We start from the raw sequence: 17,011 nt of genomic DNA on the forward strand, positions 1-17,011 counted from the left end.
ATACATCATTACTACATCATAAGGTAATGTTAATGAAATAAAATTAACATTTATGGTCTTGATAATCATACGTATATGATTATATTTTAACATAATGATGTAGTTATGTAGTAGTGCATTGTGATATACTACAACGTTGTAATTGTTTAATTTGGCTCTACTAACTTAAACGATTACGAACTGTATGAAAAATTTTATTTTTAGCTTTTTAGCACTCTTGCTACTTCCGGCTTACATGTCTGGACAAGCAATTAAAGGAAAAGTAGTAGACAGTAGTGGGATGGGAGTTCCGGGAGCAGTTATTAGCGCTCCTAATTCCAGAACTTCTACTGATGCTGATTTCGACGGAAATTTTACAATTAATGCCAAAGAGGGGGAGATTTTAAAAATCTCAATGCTGGGTTTTGATGCTGTGTCTATTGCAGCAACAGCCGCTCCTATGACAATTACATTAAAAGAAGCAGGGGATACTGCATTAAAAGAAGTAGTGGTTATTGGGTACGGTACCAGAAAGAAAATTGATAATACATCTGCTATTACTTCTTTAAAAGCAGAGGAAATTACAAAAACAAAAGTCTTAAACGCATCTCAGGCAATTCAGGGTAAGGCAGCCGGTGTTCAGGTTATTTCATCTGATTTACCGGGAAGCACACCTTCTGTTGTTATTAGAGGTTTAGGAACTGCATTAGGAGGAAGATCTCCATTGTATATTGTAGACGGAATGCCAACGGAGAATATTAACAATATCAATACAAATGATATTACTTCGTATGAAATTTTGAAAGATGCTTCATCTTTAGCAATTTACGGTACAAGAGCAGCGAACGGGGTTATCATTATTACAACCAAAAAAGGTAAAGGTGATAAGGTATCTGTAGAAATTGAAAGTTTTGCAGGTTTCAGAGAGCCTCTTAAAAAGGTTAAAATGGCAAATTCAAACCAATATGCAGCTTATTCTAATGCTGCTTTAGGTACCAATACATTTGCTGCAAATCAACCAGTTAATACAAATTGGTTTGATGAAATTACAAGAACAGGTTCTTACACTCAGAACAATATCTCCATTTCCGGAGCTTCAGAAAATATCAAGTATTTTTTTAGTGCAGGAAATTATGAGGAACAAGCTATTTTAAACGGTTTAAACTACAGTCGTACTACTTTTAGAAATAACAACGAATTTAAAATTTCTAAAAAAATAACTTTAACTCAAAATTTAAGTTTTACTTCAGCTAATTCTGCACCAAAACCTTTAGGAGCTTTTACAAATGCTTACAAACAATCTCCTTTAGTTCCGGTACGTTTTTCTGATGGTCAGTATGGTGTATCACGTGTTAATGCAAGTGGTGTTGCCAGCCAAATTGGTTCTTCATTTAACAATGTTGGTAATCCGGTAGCGCAATTAGATTTCTATAATGAACAACAAAGAAGCGTAACACTTCAAGGTGGTTTAAGATTGGATTTTGAAATTATAAAAGGATTAAAATTTACTTCTCAATTTAATGGAGAATACTATTCATGGAAACAATACAATTACGAGGATAAGCAGGGGATCTGGATGGCAGCAAACCCAAATACAACAGCTGCTGATTATGTAGATAGTCATAAAAGCGATCCTGTTAATTTATTGACAAGAGGAAGAGAGCAGTATTTTAACTGGAATTTATCGAACTATTTTACTTATAATAAAGTTTTTGGCGGTATTCATGATCTTGAATTAACTGCAGGTATGGAAGCTTCTGTAAAAGGACCAAGAGAAACTTTATCTATTGCCAGAAAAAATGTAAGTACAAATTCTAACTACTGGTCTTTGTATAATGCTAAAGATGCTCACGGAGTAGAATACGTAGGAGATATTACAAGCTTATATGATATAACCTATAATGAAAGCAGATTAGCATCTTATTTTGGAAGGTTCCAATATAAATTAATGGACAGGTATTTATTAACCGGAACTATCAGACGTGACGGATCTTCAAACTTTGCAAAAGATTACCGTTGGGGAACTTTTCCATCTTTTGGTTTAGGATGGATCATGACAAAAGAAAGTTTCTTATCTGATATTAAAGGTGTTGATTTAATTAAATTAAGAGGTAGCTGGGGTAAATTAGGAAACCAAAACGTTCCATTAAACAGCCAGGCTTATGCTTCAGGATTAGACGGTTACTTAGGAGGTTCAATCTTGTATCCCGGAACCACAATTAACTCACAAATTGATCCAAGTTTATCTTGGGAAATTACAGAAGAAGCTTCTGTAGGTCTTGATTTTGAATTATTAAACAGCAGATTAAAAGGATCGGTTGATTACTATGATAAAAACACAAGCAACGTAATTTTAAACACAAAGCCTTATATGTCTTCAGGATTGACAATAGCAACTCCTGCACATGTTGGTGAAGTATCAAACAAAGGTTATGAGCTTTCATTACGTTGGGATGATAAAATTTCAGATAATTTAAGTTACTGGGTTGGTGGGAATTTTTCTCAAAATACAAACAAACTTTCTGCTTTAAAAGATTTCGATATTTCGCCGGTAATTGGAGGGAATTTAGGAAATGGACAGGACACAAAAATGCTTAACAAAACATCTGTTGGTCAGCCATTAGGTAGTTTTTATGTGTACGAATATGCGGGAATAGACCCTGCAAATGGTAAAATGTTATACTACAATGCAGCTGGTAATAAAGTAGTTCAAAGCGCTTTAGATGCTACAAAAGATAAAAAGTATGTTGGTTCAATTTTACCAAAAAGCAATTATGGTGTATCATTAGGAGTTAACTATAAAAACTTTGACTTTTCTGTTGACGGATATGGTACAGGCGGAGCTAAAGTGTACAACGGTAAAAAAGCACAGCGTTTTACAGGTGAAAATATTGAGGCTTCATTAACAAACGATTACTGGACTCCGTCGAATACAACTGCATCAAATCCAAAACCATTTAATGAAGTACCTGTTGCCTCTACCTATTACGTAGAATCAGGTGATTTCTTTAGAGTAAACAATATTACTTTAGGATATAAACTTCCACTTACCGATGGTTTTATTGAGTATTGCAGAATTTATGTAAATGCGATTAATCCATTTATTACTCAAAAATTCTCTGGTTATTCTCCAGAACTTAATGGGAATGGTGACCCTTACGGAACACAAGGAATTGAGCTTGATGCTTATCCTACTTTAAGATCTTTCGTTATTGGTGCTAATTTAAAATTTTAATATTATGAAAAAGATATATATATCAATGTTTGCATTGTCAGCATTGTTTTTTACAGCTTGCCAGGACGACTTTTTAGATGTTAATCCAACACAGGCGATACCAACAACAGACGTTGAATTGTATAATAGTGACAATGGAGCAAAAACGTTTGTAACTGCAATTTATACTAAGTTTCTTGATTGGGATATGAGTTCATTTGGCTGGATAGGATTGGCCAGTATTACTTCGGATGATGCTGATAAAGGATCTTCACCGGGAGATGCAGGAACAGATAAAGATGTGTTGGATGCTTTAAGCTATAACTCATCAAACCCATCTGCAGAAAGTACTTTTATCGCACAGTACGACGGTATCAACAGATGTAATCAAGCCTTAATGATTATCCCAAAATTAGATAAAGCTGATCCTGCTTTAAGAGAAAGATTAATGGGAGAAGCTAAATTTTTAAGAGCTTTTATGTATTTCACTTTGGTAAAATGTTACGGTGGTGTACCAATTGTCGACCGTTTGCAAAACCCAACTTCTGAAGAAGATAAAGCAATGCTGCTTACCCGTAAACCAGTTGCTGAGGTATATGCTTTTATTGAGAAAGATTTGGCAGATGCAATCGCTGTATTACCACTAAAAGCGACTTATTCAGCAGATGAAAAAGAAAGAGCTTCAAAAGGTGCTGCTTATGCTTTATTGGCTAAAGTTAGTTTGTACCAAAAGAAATGGCAGCAAGTAGTTGACAATTGTAATTTGATCACCGGATATGCATTAAACCCAAGCTATGCTAAAATGTTTAGATTAGAAGGTGAAAATGACATTGAATCTATGTTCGAAATTAACGGGCATGGAGCAGTACCAACCAAAGGAATTATTGGATATTCTAACGTTCAGGGCGCTCGTGGAGCCGGTGGATGGGGATGGGGATTCAACACTCCGTCACAAAGTTTGCTAGATGCTTATGAAGCAGGTGATGTTAGAAAAGACGCTACTATTATTTTCAGAAACTCAACATTGTACGATGGAAGAGTGGTTCCGGCGACAGTAGAAAACGCAATGTACAACTTCAAAGCTTATTCTTCATCGTTTACTGATGCATGGGAAACAGATGCTAATATAAAATATTTAAGATATGGTGAAGTATTGTTGATGAAAGCGGAAGCTTTAAACGAATTAAACCAAACTTCTGCAGCAATTCCTTTATTAAACGAAATCAGACACAGGGCTGGTTTAGGAGATACTCCTGCAACTTCTCAGGCAGCAGTCAGAACTGCAATCTGGAAAGAAAGAAGAGTAGAGTTAGCTTTTGAATTTGACAGATTCTTTGATCTTGTTAGAACTGGACAAGCTAAAGCAGCTTTCGCAGCCGATAAAAATGAATTTTTCCCTAACGGAAGAACATTTACAGAAGGTAAAAATGAATTGTTCCCAATTCCGGCAACATTTATCATACAATCTAATGGTATGTCAACACAAAATCCTGGTTACTAATTTATAATTCCAAAATCACTCCTTTCGAAAGAGAGGAGTGATTTTTATTCATTGTTTTTAAATTTTTTATAATGGTTAGAATTTCAGTTTTATTATTAGCATTTAGTTTTTTTGGTTGTGGTTCAATTGGTGAAAAATCGAAAGAGAAAGTTGCCGAAAAAGCTGCTACGGTTAAATTAACAGATGATGAACTTTTAGCTACTGTTCAAAAACAAACTTTCAAATATTTCTGGGATTACGCAGAACCAAATTCGGGATTAGCAAGAGAACGTTATCATCCGGATGGATTTTATCCTGACAATGATCCTAACATTGTAACAACCGGAGGTTCAGGTTTTGGACTTATGGCGATTGTTTCAGGAATGTCTCAGGGATATATTACTAAAAAACAAGGAGTTGAAAGACTAAACAAAATTGCAGATTTTTTAGGTAAAGCAGATCGTTTTCACGGAGCATGGTCGCATTGGATAGACGGAAATACAGGAAAAGTAAAACCTTTTGGAACCAAGGATAATGGTGGAGACTTAGTCGAAACGTCATTTTTGGTTGCGGGAATGATTACGGTTCGCGAATATCTAAAAGACGGTTCTGAAAAAGACAAAGCTGTAGCTCAAAAATATGATGCACTTTGGAAAAGTGTTGACTGGCAATGGTACACAAACAATAAAAATGTATTGTACTGGCACTGGTCGCCAACATACGACTGGCAAATGAATTTTCCGCTTGAGGGGTATAATGAGTGTCTGATAACATATGTTATGGCAGCGTCTTCGCCAACACATTCAATTGATGCAAAGACATATCATGAAGGCTGGGCCAGAAGTGGTGGAATCGTTACTTCTAAAACAAAATATAATATTCCATTAATTTTAAAACATAATGGAGCTGAAGAATTTGGCGGACCATTGTTTTGGGCACATTATTCTTATGTAGGGCTTGATCCAAATCAATTAACAGATAAATATGCCAACTATTGGGATCTTAATGTAAATCAGGTTAAAATAGATTATGAGTATTGTGTTGAAAATCCAAAGAAATTTGAAGGTTACGGACCTGATTATTGGGGATTAACAGCATCCTATTCAAGGAATCCTGATGGATCAATTGGGTATAATGCACATTTTCCAACAAATGATGTTGGCGTTATATCACCAACAGGAGCCATAAGTTCAATTGTATACACTCCAAAAGAATCAATGGCCGTGATACGAAATCTTTATGAAAATCATAAAGACCAAACCTGGGGAGATGCTGGTTTCTATGATGCTCTTAGTTTACAAAATGATAATTGGGTAGCGAAACGTTACTTAGCAATCGATCAGGGACCTGAAGTGGTTATGATTGAAAATTACCGTACAGGTTTATTATGGAAATTATTCATGAATGCTCCGGAAGTGAAACAAGGATTAGTAAAACTGGGATTTAAATCCGGGAAATACGGTTTTTAATAACGTATAAAATGAAAAACAGTTTAACATTATTGATACTTCTTTTTTATGTAATGGGGTTTGCACAGAGTGAAACTACAGGAACAATTAAAACTGTAGTGATGGTGAAACATGAACTAGGTTATGCATTACACAAACCGGCCAATACAAAAGAAAAAAAGCCTTTAATAGTTTTTATTTCAGGGGACGGAGAAAAAGGTACAGACATTGAAAAAGTAAAAATTAATGGACCATTAAAATATCTTAAAACAAATCAATTAGATGCTTATGTTTTAGCACCACAATGTAAAGAAGATGAAAATTGGGACATAGAATCTATTAATGAATTGATTTTAAAAATTCAAAAAGAGAACAAAATAGATCCTAACAGAATATATGTTACAGGATTAAGTTCCGGAGGTTGGGCAGCATGGAATCTGGCACTTTCCTACCCGGATAAATTTGCGGCAATAGTGCCTATTTCAGGTTTTGTTGATTTGATTGCCCTGGAAAGTGCTTGTAAGATTGCCAATATTCCAACCAGAATTTTTCACGGATTATTAGATGATGTGGTAAAGGTAGATTACGCCATAACCATTTACAAAGAACTAAAAAAATGCAATGCACCAGATGTGCAACTAACCATTTTTGATGACGCTGGCCACGATAGCTGGACAAGAGTTTATGATAATCCTGAAATTTATGACTGGATGTTTAAACAGATAAAAACGAATACAAACAAATAAATACAATAGAATGAAATCGCTTTGATTCCAAATTATAAATCAAATGAAGAAAAACGATTCCATGCTCCGTTAAAAAACAAATATTAAATACACATGAAAAACAAATTAGTCTTACTATTTTTAGGATGTGCTGTTTTGGGTTACGCTCAAAAAAAGAATACTAAAAGTGCAGTAAAAATTAAACCAAGGTCAGAGTTTGTAGCTGAGTTACTGTCAAAAATGACATTAGATGAAAAATTAGGTCAGCTTAATTTACCAACTTCTGGAGATATTACTACAGGACAAGCAAACAGTTCTGATGTGGCTACAAAAATTGCTGAAGGTAAAGTAGGAGGTTTATTCAATATAAAATCTGTTCAAAAAATTAGAGAAGTACAAAAAATTGCTGTTGAAAAAAGCCGCTTGAAAATTCCATTGATTTTCGGAATGGATGTTATTCATGGTTACGAAACAACATTTCCAATTCCGTTAGGATTATCTTGTACCTGGGACATGGGGCTAATCGAAAGAAGTGCTCAAATTGCAGCTCAGGAAGCAAGTGCTGATGGTATCAACTGGACATTCTCTCCAATGGTTGATGTTTCTCGTGATCCACGTTGGGGAAGAGTTTCTGAAGGTTCGGGAGAAGATCCATACTTGGGAAGCCAAATTGCAAAAGCAATGGTAAACGGATACCAACAACACGATCTTTCAAAAAACAATTCGATCATGGCATGTGTAAAACATTTCGCTTTATATGGTGCTCCGGAAGGTGGTCGTGACTACAATACAGTTGATATGAGTCATATCAGAATGTTCAACGATTATTTCCCTCCTTACAAAGCAGCTGTAGATGCCGGAGTAGGATCTGTTATGGCTTCTTTTAATGAAGTTGACGGAATTCCTGCAACAGGAAACAAATGGTTAATGACAGATATTTTAAGAAAACAATGGGGCTTTAAAGGCTTCGTAGTAACTGATTTCACCGGAATTCCTGAAATGATCGAACACGGAATGGGAGATTTACAAGCGGTATCTGCTCAGTCTCTAAATGCAGGTGTTGAAATGGATATGGTGGGAGAAGGTTTCTTAACTACTTTGAAGAAGTCTTTAGACGAGAAAAAAGTAACTATCGAAACAATTGATAATGCTGTTAAACTTATTTTAGAGGCTAAATATGACTTGGGATTGTTCCAGGATCCATATAAATATTGTGATGCTAACAGAGCAAAAACTGAAATCTTTACGGCAGGCAGCAGAAAAGAAGCAAGATCAATTTCAGCTCAGTCATTGGTTTTATTAAAAAACCAAGGTCAGGTATTGCCTCTTAAAAAATCAGGAACTATTGCTTTAATCGGGCCACTGGCTGATGCTAAAGAAAATATGCCGGGAACCTGGAGTGTGGCTACAAAAATGGAAAATGCTATTTCGCTTTTAGCAGGAATCAAAGAAGTGGCAGGAAAATCTACGAAAGTATTATATGCTAAAGGAAGTAATTTAGATTACGATGAAACTTTTGAGACAAACGCAACAATGTTTGGTAAAACGTTACATCGTGATGCTCGTTCAAAAGAAGAATTATTAGCCGAAGCTTTAAAAGTAGCCAATCAATCAGATGTGATTGTTGCTGCTCTTGGAGAATCTGCAGAATTAAGCGGAGAATCTAGCAGCCGTACGAATTTAGAAATTCCACAAGCACAAAAAGATTTATTAAATGCATTGTTAAAAACAGGAAAACCGGTTGTTTTGGTTTTATTTGACGGACGTCCGTTAGTTATTAAAGAAGAAAACGAAACTGTTCCTGCAATTTTGAATGTGTGGTTTGCAGGTAGTGAAGCGGGTTATGCTATTGCTGATGTTTTATTTGGAGATGTAAATCCTTCAGGAAAATTAACATCAACTTTCCCAAGAAGTGTTGGTCAATTGCCAATTTATTACGCGCATAAAAATACAGGAAGACCACTTTCTAACACTGAAGGTAAATTCGAAAAATTCAGATCTAATTATATTGACGAAAGAAACGAACCATTATTCCCATTTGGTTTCGGTTTGAGTTATACTTCTTTTGAATATTCAAATGTCAAAATTTCATCTGATAAAATGAATGCTGACGGAAAATTAAAAGTTACTGTTGATGTTGCCAATACAGGAAACTATGACGGAAAAGAAACAGTTCAGTTATACATTAGAGATTTAGTTGGTTCAGTAACAAGACCCGTTAGAGAATTGAAAAATTTCCAAAAAATTACACTTAAAAAAGGGGAGAAAGAAACTGTGACTTTTGAGATCACAGTTGAAGACTTAAAATTTTATAATTCTGATTTACAATTTGTAGCAGAACCAGGGCAGTTTGATGTTTTTGTTGGAGGAAATTCAAATGCCGATAAGAAAGTTAGTTTCGAGTTAACTAAATAGTTGGTTTATTTATTATTGATCGGCCCTTCGTAGTTAGTTAACGAAGGGCTTTTTTTTAGCTTTTCAGTGTAGATTTTGTAAGTAAAATCTACAGTTGTTAACCTTTGAAATCTAAATTTTAATTCCTGAAAAAATGAATACAATAAAAGTACGTCCTGCATTTCTTTTGATGCTGACACTAATAATTTTGATTTCTTGCAATGCAACAAAAAACGGTATTGTCGCACATCGCGGAGCATGGAAAAAAAATAATTTGCCGGAAAATTCGATAGCTTCCCTCAGACACGCTATTGATTTGAAGCTTGCCGGTTCAGAATTTGACGTTTGGAGAACAGCAGATGATTCACTTATAATCAATCACGACGCGCATTATAATAAATTGCTTATTGAAGAAACAAATTATAGCGATTTAATAAAATTTAAGCTTTCAAACGGAGAAAAACTGCCCACTTTACACGAGTACATTACAGAAGGTAAAAGAAATAATAAACATACGCTTTTGGTATGCGAAATAAAACCTTCGGAAATAAGCAAAGAAAGAGGAAAGACAACTGCATTAAAAACAGTTGAAACAATCAAAAAGCTTAGAGCGGAAAAAATTACCGGCTATATTAGTTTTGATTACGAAATTTTAAAACAAATTCGACAAGTAGATCCAAAAACTTCTTTGCAATATCTGGAAGGGAATAAATCTCCAAAAGAAGTAAAATCAGATCATATTTCGGGTGTCGATTATCATTATTCCTTTTTTCAAAAACACCCTGAATGGATCAAAGAAGCAAAGGAAAATAAAATTACCCTCAATGTCTGGACCGTTAATGACGCTGATGTGATGGATTGGATTGTGGGAAATAATTTTGATTATATCACGACCAACGAACCTGAATTGTTGAATGAAAGATTAAAGAATAAGGAAGAAAGAGTAAGGAATAAAGAAGAAAGAATAAAGAAGAAAGAATAAAGAAGAAAGAATAAAGAAGAAAGAACAAAGAGTAAAGAACAAAGAGTAAAGATTCGCTTTTAAACGATGAAATCTAATTTTAAAAACAAAAAATAAAAGAAATGTATAAACTATCGTCTCTATCGCTTTTGTTGCTTTTGATAGGATTTAATACTAATATCTCGGCACAAAAATCCAGTATTCCGGGTAAAACAGAATGGTTTGATCCTAATAAACCAGCCACAACTTATTGTAATCCGATCAATATTGGGTACAATTATACTACCCATAATCATAATGGAATTCCGGAATCACGTCGTTCAAGTGCAGATCCTGTAATCATTACTTACAAAGGCGAGTATTATTTATTTGCTACGAATCAGGCAGGTTTCTTTTGGAGTAAGGATATGTCTGACTGGAATTTTGTGTACGGAAGTTTTCAAAGACAACCCGGGGACGATGATCAGTGTGCACCTGCAGCATGGGTTGTCAATGACACCTTATTTTATGTAGGTTCAACATGGAAAAGAGATCACCCGATTTGGAAAACAGCTGATCCAAAATCAGGAAAATGGACAAGACATGTAGACAAAGCAATGCTTCCAACCTGGGATCCTGCTATTTTTCAGGATGATGATAAAAAAGTATATATGTACTACGGTTCAAGTGGTAAATTACCTCTTGTTGGAGTAGAAGTGGATTATAAAACCTGGCTTCCAAAAGGGAACCAGGCAGATTATGCACAACTTTATAAAGCAACCGAAGTTGAAGACATTCAGCGTCCGTACGGAGAGATCAAAGAAGTAGTGGGGTTAGATCCTGCCTCACATGGTTGGGAACGTTTTGGTCCTAATAATGACATGGAGCCTGCACCTTGGGGTAATTTTATTGAAGGAGCCTGGATGACCAAACACAATGGTAAATATTATATGCAATACGGAGCACCTGCAACAGAGTTTAAAGGCTATGCAAATGGTGTTCATGTGGGTAATAGTCCGTTAGGACCTTTCGAATATCAAAAACACAATCCAATGTCATATAAACCAGGCGGATTTGTAATTGGAGCAGGGCACGGAAATACTTTTGCTGATAATTATGGCAATTACTGGAATACCGGAACTTGCAAAATTTCGATTAAAGATCGTTTTGAACGTCGTATCGATATGTTTCCGGCAGGTTTTGACAAAGATGATGTAATGTACTCGATAACTTCTTACGGTGATTTTCCAATTGTATTGCCAACACAACAACGTGATCAGACAAAAGGTGCTTCATCAGGATGGATGTTACTTTCTTATAAAAAACCCGTAACAGTATCTTCTTCTGAAGACTGCATGGAAGTCGAAACGCACAGAATGGATAATGGCGGTAAAAAAGTGTACGAAAAATTTTGTTACGGTGCAGAAAATTTAACCGATGAAAATATTCAAACCTATTGGTCTGCTAAAACAGGTGATCCGGGAGAATGGCTTCAAATGGATTTAGGCCGACAAATGGAAATTAACGCTTTGCAGATTAATTATGCAGATCATAAAGCAACTCAGTTTAATAAAGCAATGGATATTTATTATCAATATAAAATCTTCATGTCAGATGATGCTCAAAACTGGACTTTAGTAATAGATAAATCTAAAAATGACAAAGATGTTCCTCATGATTATGTAGCATTAACAAAAGCGATTAAAGCGCGTTATATTAAAATGGAAAATATTCACAATGCATCAGGATTGTTTGCGATCTCGGATTTCAGAGTATTTGGAAATGGATTGTCAGAAAAACCAAAAGCTGTTCATTCGTTTAAAGTAGATCGAAATAAAAAAGACTCCAGAAACGCTATGATTTCATGGAAAAAACAAGCTGATGCCATTGGTTATAATATTTATTACGGAATTACGCCTGATAAATTATATAATAGTATAATGGTGTATGGCGATAATTCGTATGATTTTAGAGGTTTAGACAAAGGAACAAAGTATTATTTTACTATTGAAGCTTTTAATGAAAACGGAATTGGAGCAAAGAATAAGAGTATTGAAGTAAAATAGTTTTATTTTATTAAAATGATAAAAACTCTAATTATAAACTAACAGGTTTGTAATTAGAGTTTTTTTTATGTGAATAGTTGATGAGAAACTCTGGCAGTTCTAAAGAATTTTGTTCCTTTGTAAAACAACCAAAAAAAACGCGATACAACCTATGAAAAAAACGATACTTTTAACTGCTTTAGTTTTAAGCGGATTTATATCTTTTGCACAATCAAATGATGAAAAGAATATTAAATTATTCTACAAAAAAGCTTTAACAGAAGCTAAATGTTATACCTGGTTAGAATATTTGTCTAATGATATAGGAAGCCGTTTATCAGGTTCTGCAACTGCTGAGGAAGCCGTGCAGTATACTAAAAGACAGTTGGAAACATTAGGCCTTGATAAAGTATATTTACAAGAAGTTATGGTTCCGCATTGGGTTCGTGGCGAAAAAGAAACTGCTTATATCTTAGACGGAAAAGTAAAAACAATTGTGCCAATTTGCGCTTTAGGCGGATCGATTGCAACTGCAAAAACAGGACTTACAGCAGAAATTATTGAGGTACAGGGTATTGATGAATTAAAAGCTTTAGGAGATAAAGTAAAAGGTAAAATTGTATTTTTCAACAGACCAATGAATCCCGAAAACATTGAAACCTTTGTTTCTTATGGAGCTTGTGTAGATCAAAGATTTGCAGGAGCAAAAGAAGCAGCTAAATTAGGTGCTGTCGGATCCATTGTGCGTTCGATGAATTTACGTTTAGATGATTTTCCGCATGCAGGAGCTCAAAGTTATGGTGATTTACCAAAAGAGCAATACATTCCAACGGCTGCCATTAGTACAAACGGAGCTGAATTATTGAGCAAATCGTTGAAAGTAAATCCAACATTAAAATTTTATTTCAAACAATCCTGTGAGACTTTGCCGGATGTTTTATCTTATAACGTAATTGGAGAATTGACAGGAACAGTTAACCCATCAAACATTATGGTTGTCGGAGGGCACTTAGATTCCTGGGATTTAGCCGATGGTTCTCACGATGACGGAGCAGGAGTAGTGCAAAGTATGGAAGTAATCAGAATTCTTAAAAACTTAAACTACAAACCTAAAAATACAATTCGTGTAGTATTGTTTATGAACGAAGAAAACGGAGGAAAAGGTGGTGCTAAGTATGAAGAAGTTTCGAAACAAAAGAACGAAAATCATATTTTTGCCCTGGAGAGCGATTCAGGAGGATTTAGTCCAAGAGGATTTTCTATAGAAGCCGATGATACGAATTATAAAAAAATAAAAGAGTACGCGCCTCTTTTTGAGCCTTATTTAGTACACAGTTTTACAATTGGTCATGCAGGTTCAGATATTGGACATTTAACGTCTAAGGCAATCGTTAAAGCAGGTTTAAAACCGGATTCCCAACGTTACTTTGATTATCATCATGCAGCAAACGATAAATTTGATGCTATAAACAAAAGAGAATTAGAGCTTGGGGCTGCGACAATGACCTCATTAATCTATTTAATGGATCAAAACGGAATTGTTCTGCCAACAGCAAACTAATTTTTTAAACAAATAGATTTACAAAAAAAGTGATGAGGATAAACTCATCGCTTTTTTGTTTATAAAGATCCGTGTCAAATCTGTTTTATCCGTAATATCAGTGGGCAATCATTTTAATACGTATCGATTACCGTTTTCAGTAAATCAGAATCTACCAAATCTGACGGTGCAACCACTTTTTCTTCAAGCGGAATGTCGTTTCCATATCTTTCTTTTAATACCTTTTTTACCCGTGCATCAGTCAAATTAAAGTCTTTTAATTGTTTTAATTTAGATAATTCGATACCAGCACCGTTTTTATAGATTTTCCAGATCAATTCAGAACAATAAATCCTGGTATCAGACCAATCAAAATACGCATCATATTCTTTGCCCATAAAACGCTGGCTGTAATCTTTCATTTTTTGTAGCGTGGCAGGATTTAGTACAATATCAGCATTTTTAAGCCTTTTAATTAGATATTTATGATCTTTTCCATGGTTGATCCATTCTTCCAGGCGAGTTAGTTTTACAGGCTGTACGGCTTCAAAAACAAACCAGTTCCCGTTTATTTTATAAATGATTCCGCAATGCGAAAATTTAGAATTGGTTGCAATTCGTACCGCTTCGCATTGACTTGATTCAGAAGTCTGAAAAATTAGATCACCATCCTGAATTTTATTCGTCAATGTAGTTTCTCCCTGAGTTTTTGTCTGAGAAAAAGGATTGTTCGGAAAAACCTTCATGGCAACAAATAAAGCACAACCAAAACTGAGTAAAAACGTAATGCCGACAAATAGATATTTTGATTTTTTCATCTTCTGATTTTAAGGTGTTTTAGTAGTAAGAGTTTTTAAGCTGTATCATGTGAACGTAAAGTTTTATTTCAGGCGGATCTTAAAGAAATTTAAACAGATGATGATGCATAACACATTCTTAAATTAAATCTGCAATAATTTGCTGAATCTGCGTGAACCAAAAAAAATTTGCGACTCCCTGACCTGCAACATTTTTGTATTTTATTAACCTTAGCAAATAAAAGGCAAAAAAAAATAGTTACCAAAATGATAACTATTTTTAAATATATTTTAAGAAATATTAGATTCTGAAGATTCCACCTACAGCGATAATTCTTTGCAAAAAGAAAAAGTCCTGCGAAGCTTTATCATCGTTACTTTGTGTAGTTCTAATATCCTGCATGTTGATGTAACCACCTTTTAGCTCACCCTGAATGTAGAAATATTTGAAGAAAGTAAAGTTAATTCCTGCTTTTGCAGATAAACCATAACCGGAAACATGAAAATCATCATGACGTTCTTTTCCTAAAACTGTTGCATTGGTTTTAGGATATAAAAGTCCGGCACCTAAACCTTCTGTTAAATTAATCTGAACTTTATCAGTATTATTGATACCAAATAATTTAGAGATATCATCATGTCTTGAAACCTCAGTATTAATATAGTTCAAACCATCTGTATGTTCGTACATTAAAAAAGCAGGGCCATTTGGGTTAGTAACACCTTTATCATAACCACCTTCAATAGCACCACCTTGAGACATATCTACTGGTGTATTATTATAAAGTCCGTTGTAAATAGATCCAGATTGATCAGCAGGTAAATTAATAGTACCGGTAACATTAGCCATTTGATTTTGGGTCATTACATATTTCATGTGGTCCCAACCAATAGAAACACTGTAATGATCGCTAAAGAAATATCCCATTCTAAAATTAGTCTGAGGAATTGTCATGTTTGCAGGATTTACATAGTCAAGATGCCACCCTTTTGGTTTATCATGAGCTTTCATGTCATTAACTGTAAAGTTGTAATCCTTACCTCTAAAGTTAACATCAGATTTAGTATAGCTATCTCTGTTACCTCCCCACGAAACGAAGAATTTTCCTTTATTATGAGCTGTATATCTTTGTACTGTGATTTCTTCCTGAGCAAAAGTGTTTAAAGAAACACACATCAGAAAGAAAAATAAAATTTTTGTTTTCAATGAAAATGGTATTAAAAAATTAAAATGAGTTAACTGTTTTTCTAATAGCAACTAACTTGGTCATTAAGCCTTCAAAATAATCTAAATGTAACATGTTGGCACCATCGCTTTTTGCGTTAGCAGGGTCAAAATGAGTTTCGATAAAAATACCGTCAACTCCAACAGCAATACCCGCTTTGGCAACAGTTTCAATCATATCAGGTCTTCCGCCCGTAACACCGGCAGTTTGGTTAGGTTGTTGCAACGAATGTGTTACATCAAGAACAGTAGATGCGTATTGTTGCATAGTAGGAATTCCTCTAAAATCAACAATCATGTCCTGGTAGCCAAACATAGTACCACGATCTGTAACCATTACATTTTCGTTATGGCAATCCAGTACTTTTTGTACCGCGTGTTTCATGCTTTCCGGACTCATAAATTGCCCTTTTTTCAGGTTCACCACTTTTCCGGTATTAGCTGCCGCAACAACAAGGTCAGTCTGACGAACTAAGAAGGCAGGAATTTGTAAAACATCTACATATTGCGCCGCCATTTCAGCATCTTCATTCGTATGAATATCTGTTACAGTTGGAACGTGAAAGGTTTCAGAAACTTTTCGTAAAATTTTTAATGCTTTTTCATCACCAATTCCGGAAAAACTATCAATTCTGGAACGGTTGGCTTTTTTAAATGATCCCTTAAATACATAAGGAATCTGGAGTTTGTCGGTAATACCAACTAATTTTTCGGCAATTCTAAGTGCCATTTCTTCTCCTTCGATAGCGCAAGGCCCCGCCAGTAAAAAGAAATTGCCACTTTCAGTATGCTTAATTTGTGGAATATGTTGTATGTTCATAGTATGATTTTTTGACAGTGCAAAGGTAGTTATGATTTATGAATACGAGATGAAGATTTAAGATTATTTTAAGAAGCTCGTCCTGCTCTCCGCTTCAATATTTTTCTCCAAACCCTTTTTTTCTTGGTCTGTGCAGGAGCTTCCTCCGGTCGCTCTGCAAAAACCAGAAAAAACAGGCTTTCTCAAAAAATGATTTTCGCTGCTATCAGGGCTAAGGGGCATTAGTAGAATTATAAGATTTAATAGGCAACTTAAACGGAATCATAATTTTGGCTTATAAAAAAAAACAATATTAAAGCATTGCAATAAACTGCTAAATGATAATTATCATGTTGCAAAACTCATGTTTTTCTACAAAGCTTGCGGATAAGAGCCAGAGATGATATTGTATAAAAAAAGACTTC

11 protein-coding genes are annotated in these 17,011 nt (G+C 34.8%); 8 read left to right on the forward strand and 3 right to left on the reverse strand.

From position 1 onward, the window contains the following. Positions 1–184: 184 nt before the first annotated feature. The 8 genes from ACQY44_RS04335 (at position 185) to ACQY44_RS04370 (ending at position 13,786) form a co-directional block, all read left to right on the forward strand. Positions 185–3,214: a SusC/RagA family TonB-linked outer membrane protein gene (locus tag ACQY44_RS04335; protein ID WP_428229179.1), complete on the forward strand. Its 3,030-nt coding sequence runs from the start codon at positions 185–187 to the stop codon at positions 3,212–3,214. Positions 3,215–3,218: 4 nt separating this feature from the next. Next, positions 3,219–4,694, forward strand: a complete 1,476-nt coding sequence (locus tag ACQY44_RS04340) for a RagB/SusD family nutrient uptake outer membrane protein (protein WP_428229180.1) — start codon at positions 3,219–3,221, stop codon at positions 4,692–4,694. Between the two features lie 71 nt (positions 4,695–4,765). Beyond that, entirely contained in the window at positions 4,766–6,142 is a 1,377-nt protein-coding gene (locus ACQY44_RS04345) for a glucoamylase family protein (protein ID WP_428229181.1), read from the forward strand. 11 nt (positions 6,143–6,153) lie between these two features. Next, complete coding sequence (locus ACQY44_RS04350; RefSeq protein WP_428229182.1) at positions 6,154–6,867, forward strand: prolyl oligopeptidase family serine peptidase; 714 nt, start codon at positions 6,154–6,156, stop codon at positions 6,865–6,867. Positions 6,868–6,960: 93 nt separating this feature from the next. Further along, complete coding sequence (bglX, locus tag ACQY44_RS04355; protein ID WP_428229183.1) at positions 6,961–9,261, forward strand: beta-glucosidase BglX; 2,301 nt, start codon at positions 6,961–6,963, stop codon at positions 9,259–9,261. Positions 9,262–9,394: 133 nt separating this feature from the next. Continuing rightward, on the forward strand, positions 9,395–10,222 hold the full coding sequence (locus ACQY44_RS04360; RefSeq protein ID WP_428229184.1) for a glycerophosphodiester phosphodiesterase family protein: 828 nt from the start codon (positions 9,395–9,397) through the stop codon (positions 10,220–10,222). Between the two features lie 101 nt (positions 10,223–10,323). Further along, positions 10,324–12,246 (forward strand): family 43 glycosylhydrolase, encoded by a 1,923-nt coding sequence (locus ACQY44_RS04365; RefSeq protein ID WP_428229185.1) that lies wholly within the window; start codon positions 10,324–10,326, stop codon positions 12,244–12,246. Positions 12,247–12,397: 151 nt separating this feature from the next. Beyond that, positions 12,398–13,786 (forward strand): M20/M25/M40 family metallo-hydrolase, encoded by a 1,389-nt coding sequence (locus ACQY44_RS04370; RefSeq protein ID WP_428229186.1) that lies wholly within the window; start codon positions 12,398–12,400, stop codon positions 13,784–13,786. Positions 13,787–13,899: 113 nt separating this feature from the next. Here ACQY44_RS04370 and ACQY44_RS04375 read toward each other — a convergent pair whose 3' ends face one another. From ACQY44_RS04375 to kdsA, 3 genes are all read right to left on the reverse strand, one after another. Next, positions 13,900–14,583, reverse strand: coding sequence for a YiiX family permuted papain-like enzyme (locus tag ACQY44_RS04375; RefSeq protein ID WP_428229187.1), 684 nt, complete (start codon positions 14,581–14,583; stop codon positions 13,900–13,902). A 280-nt stretch (positions 14,584–14,863) separates the two neighbouring features. After that, positions 14,864–15,769 carry a hypothetical protein gene (locus ACQY44_RS04380; protein ID WP_428229188.1) on the reverse strand — a complete coding sequence of 302 codons (906 nt, stop codon included), beginning with the start codon at positions 15,767–15,769 and terminating at the stop codon, positions 14,864–14,866. A 19-nt stretch (positions 15,770–15,788) separates the two neighbouring features. Next, the gene (gene kdsA, locus ACQY44_RS04385; protein WP_271335365.1) at positions 15,789–16,607 is read right to left on the reverse strand and encodes a 3-deoxy-8-phosphooctulonate synthase; all 819 of its coding nucleotides are present in this window, start codon (positions 16,605–16,607) and stop codon (positions 15,789–15,791) included. Positions 16,608–17,011: the final 404 nt, after the last annotated feature.

This window comes from Flavobacterium sp. (assembly GCF_965277525.1).
Taxonomy (GTDB): Bacteria; Bacteroidota; Bacteroidia; order Flavobacteriales; family Flavobacteriaceae; genus Flavobacterium.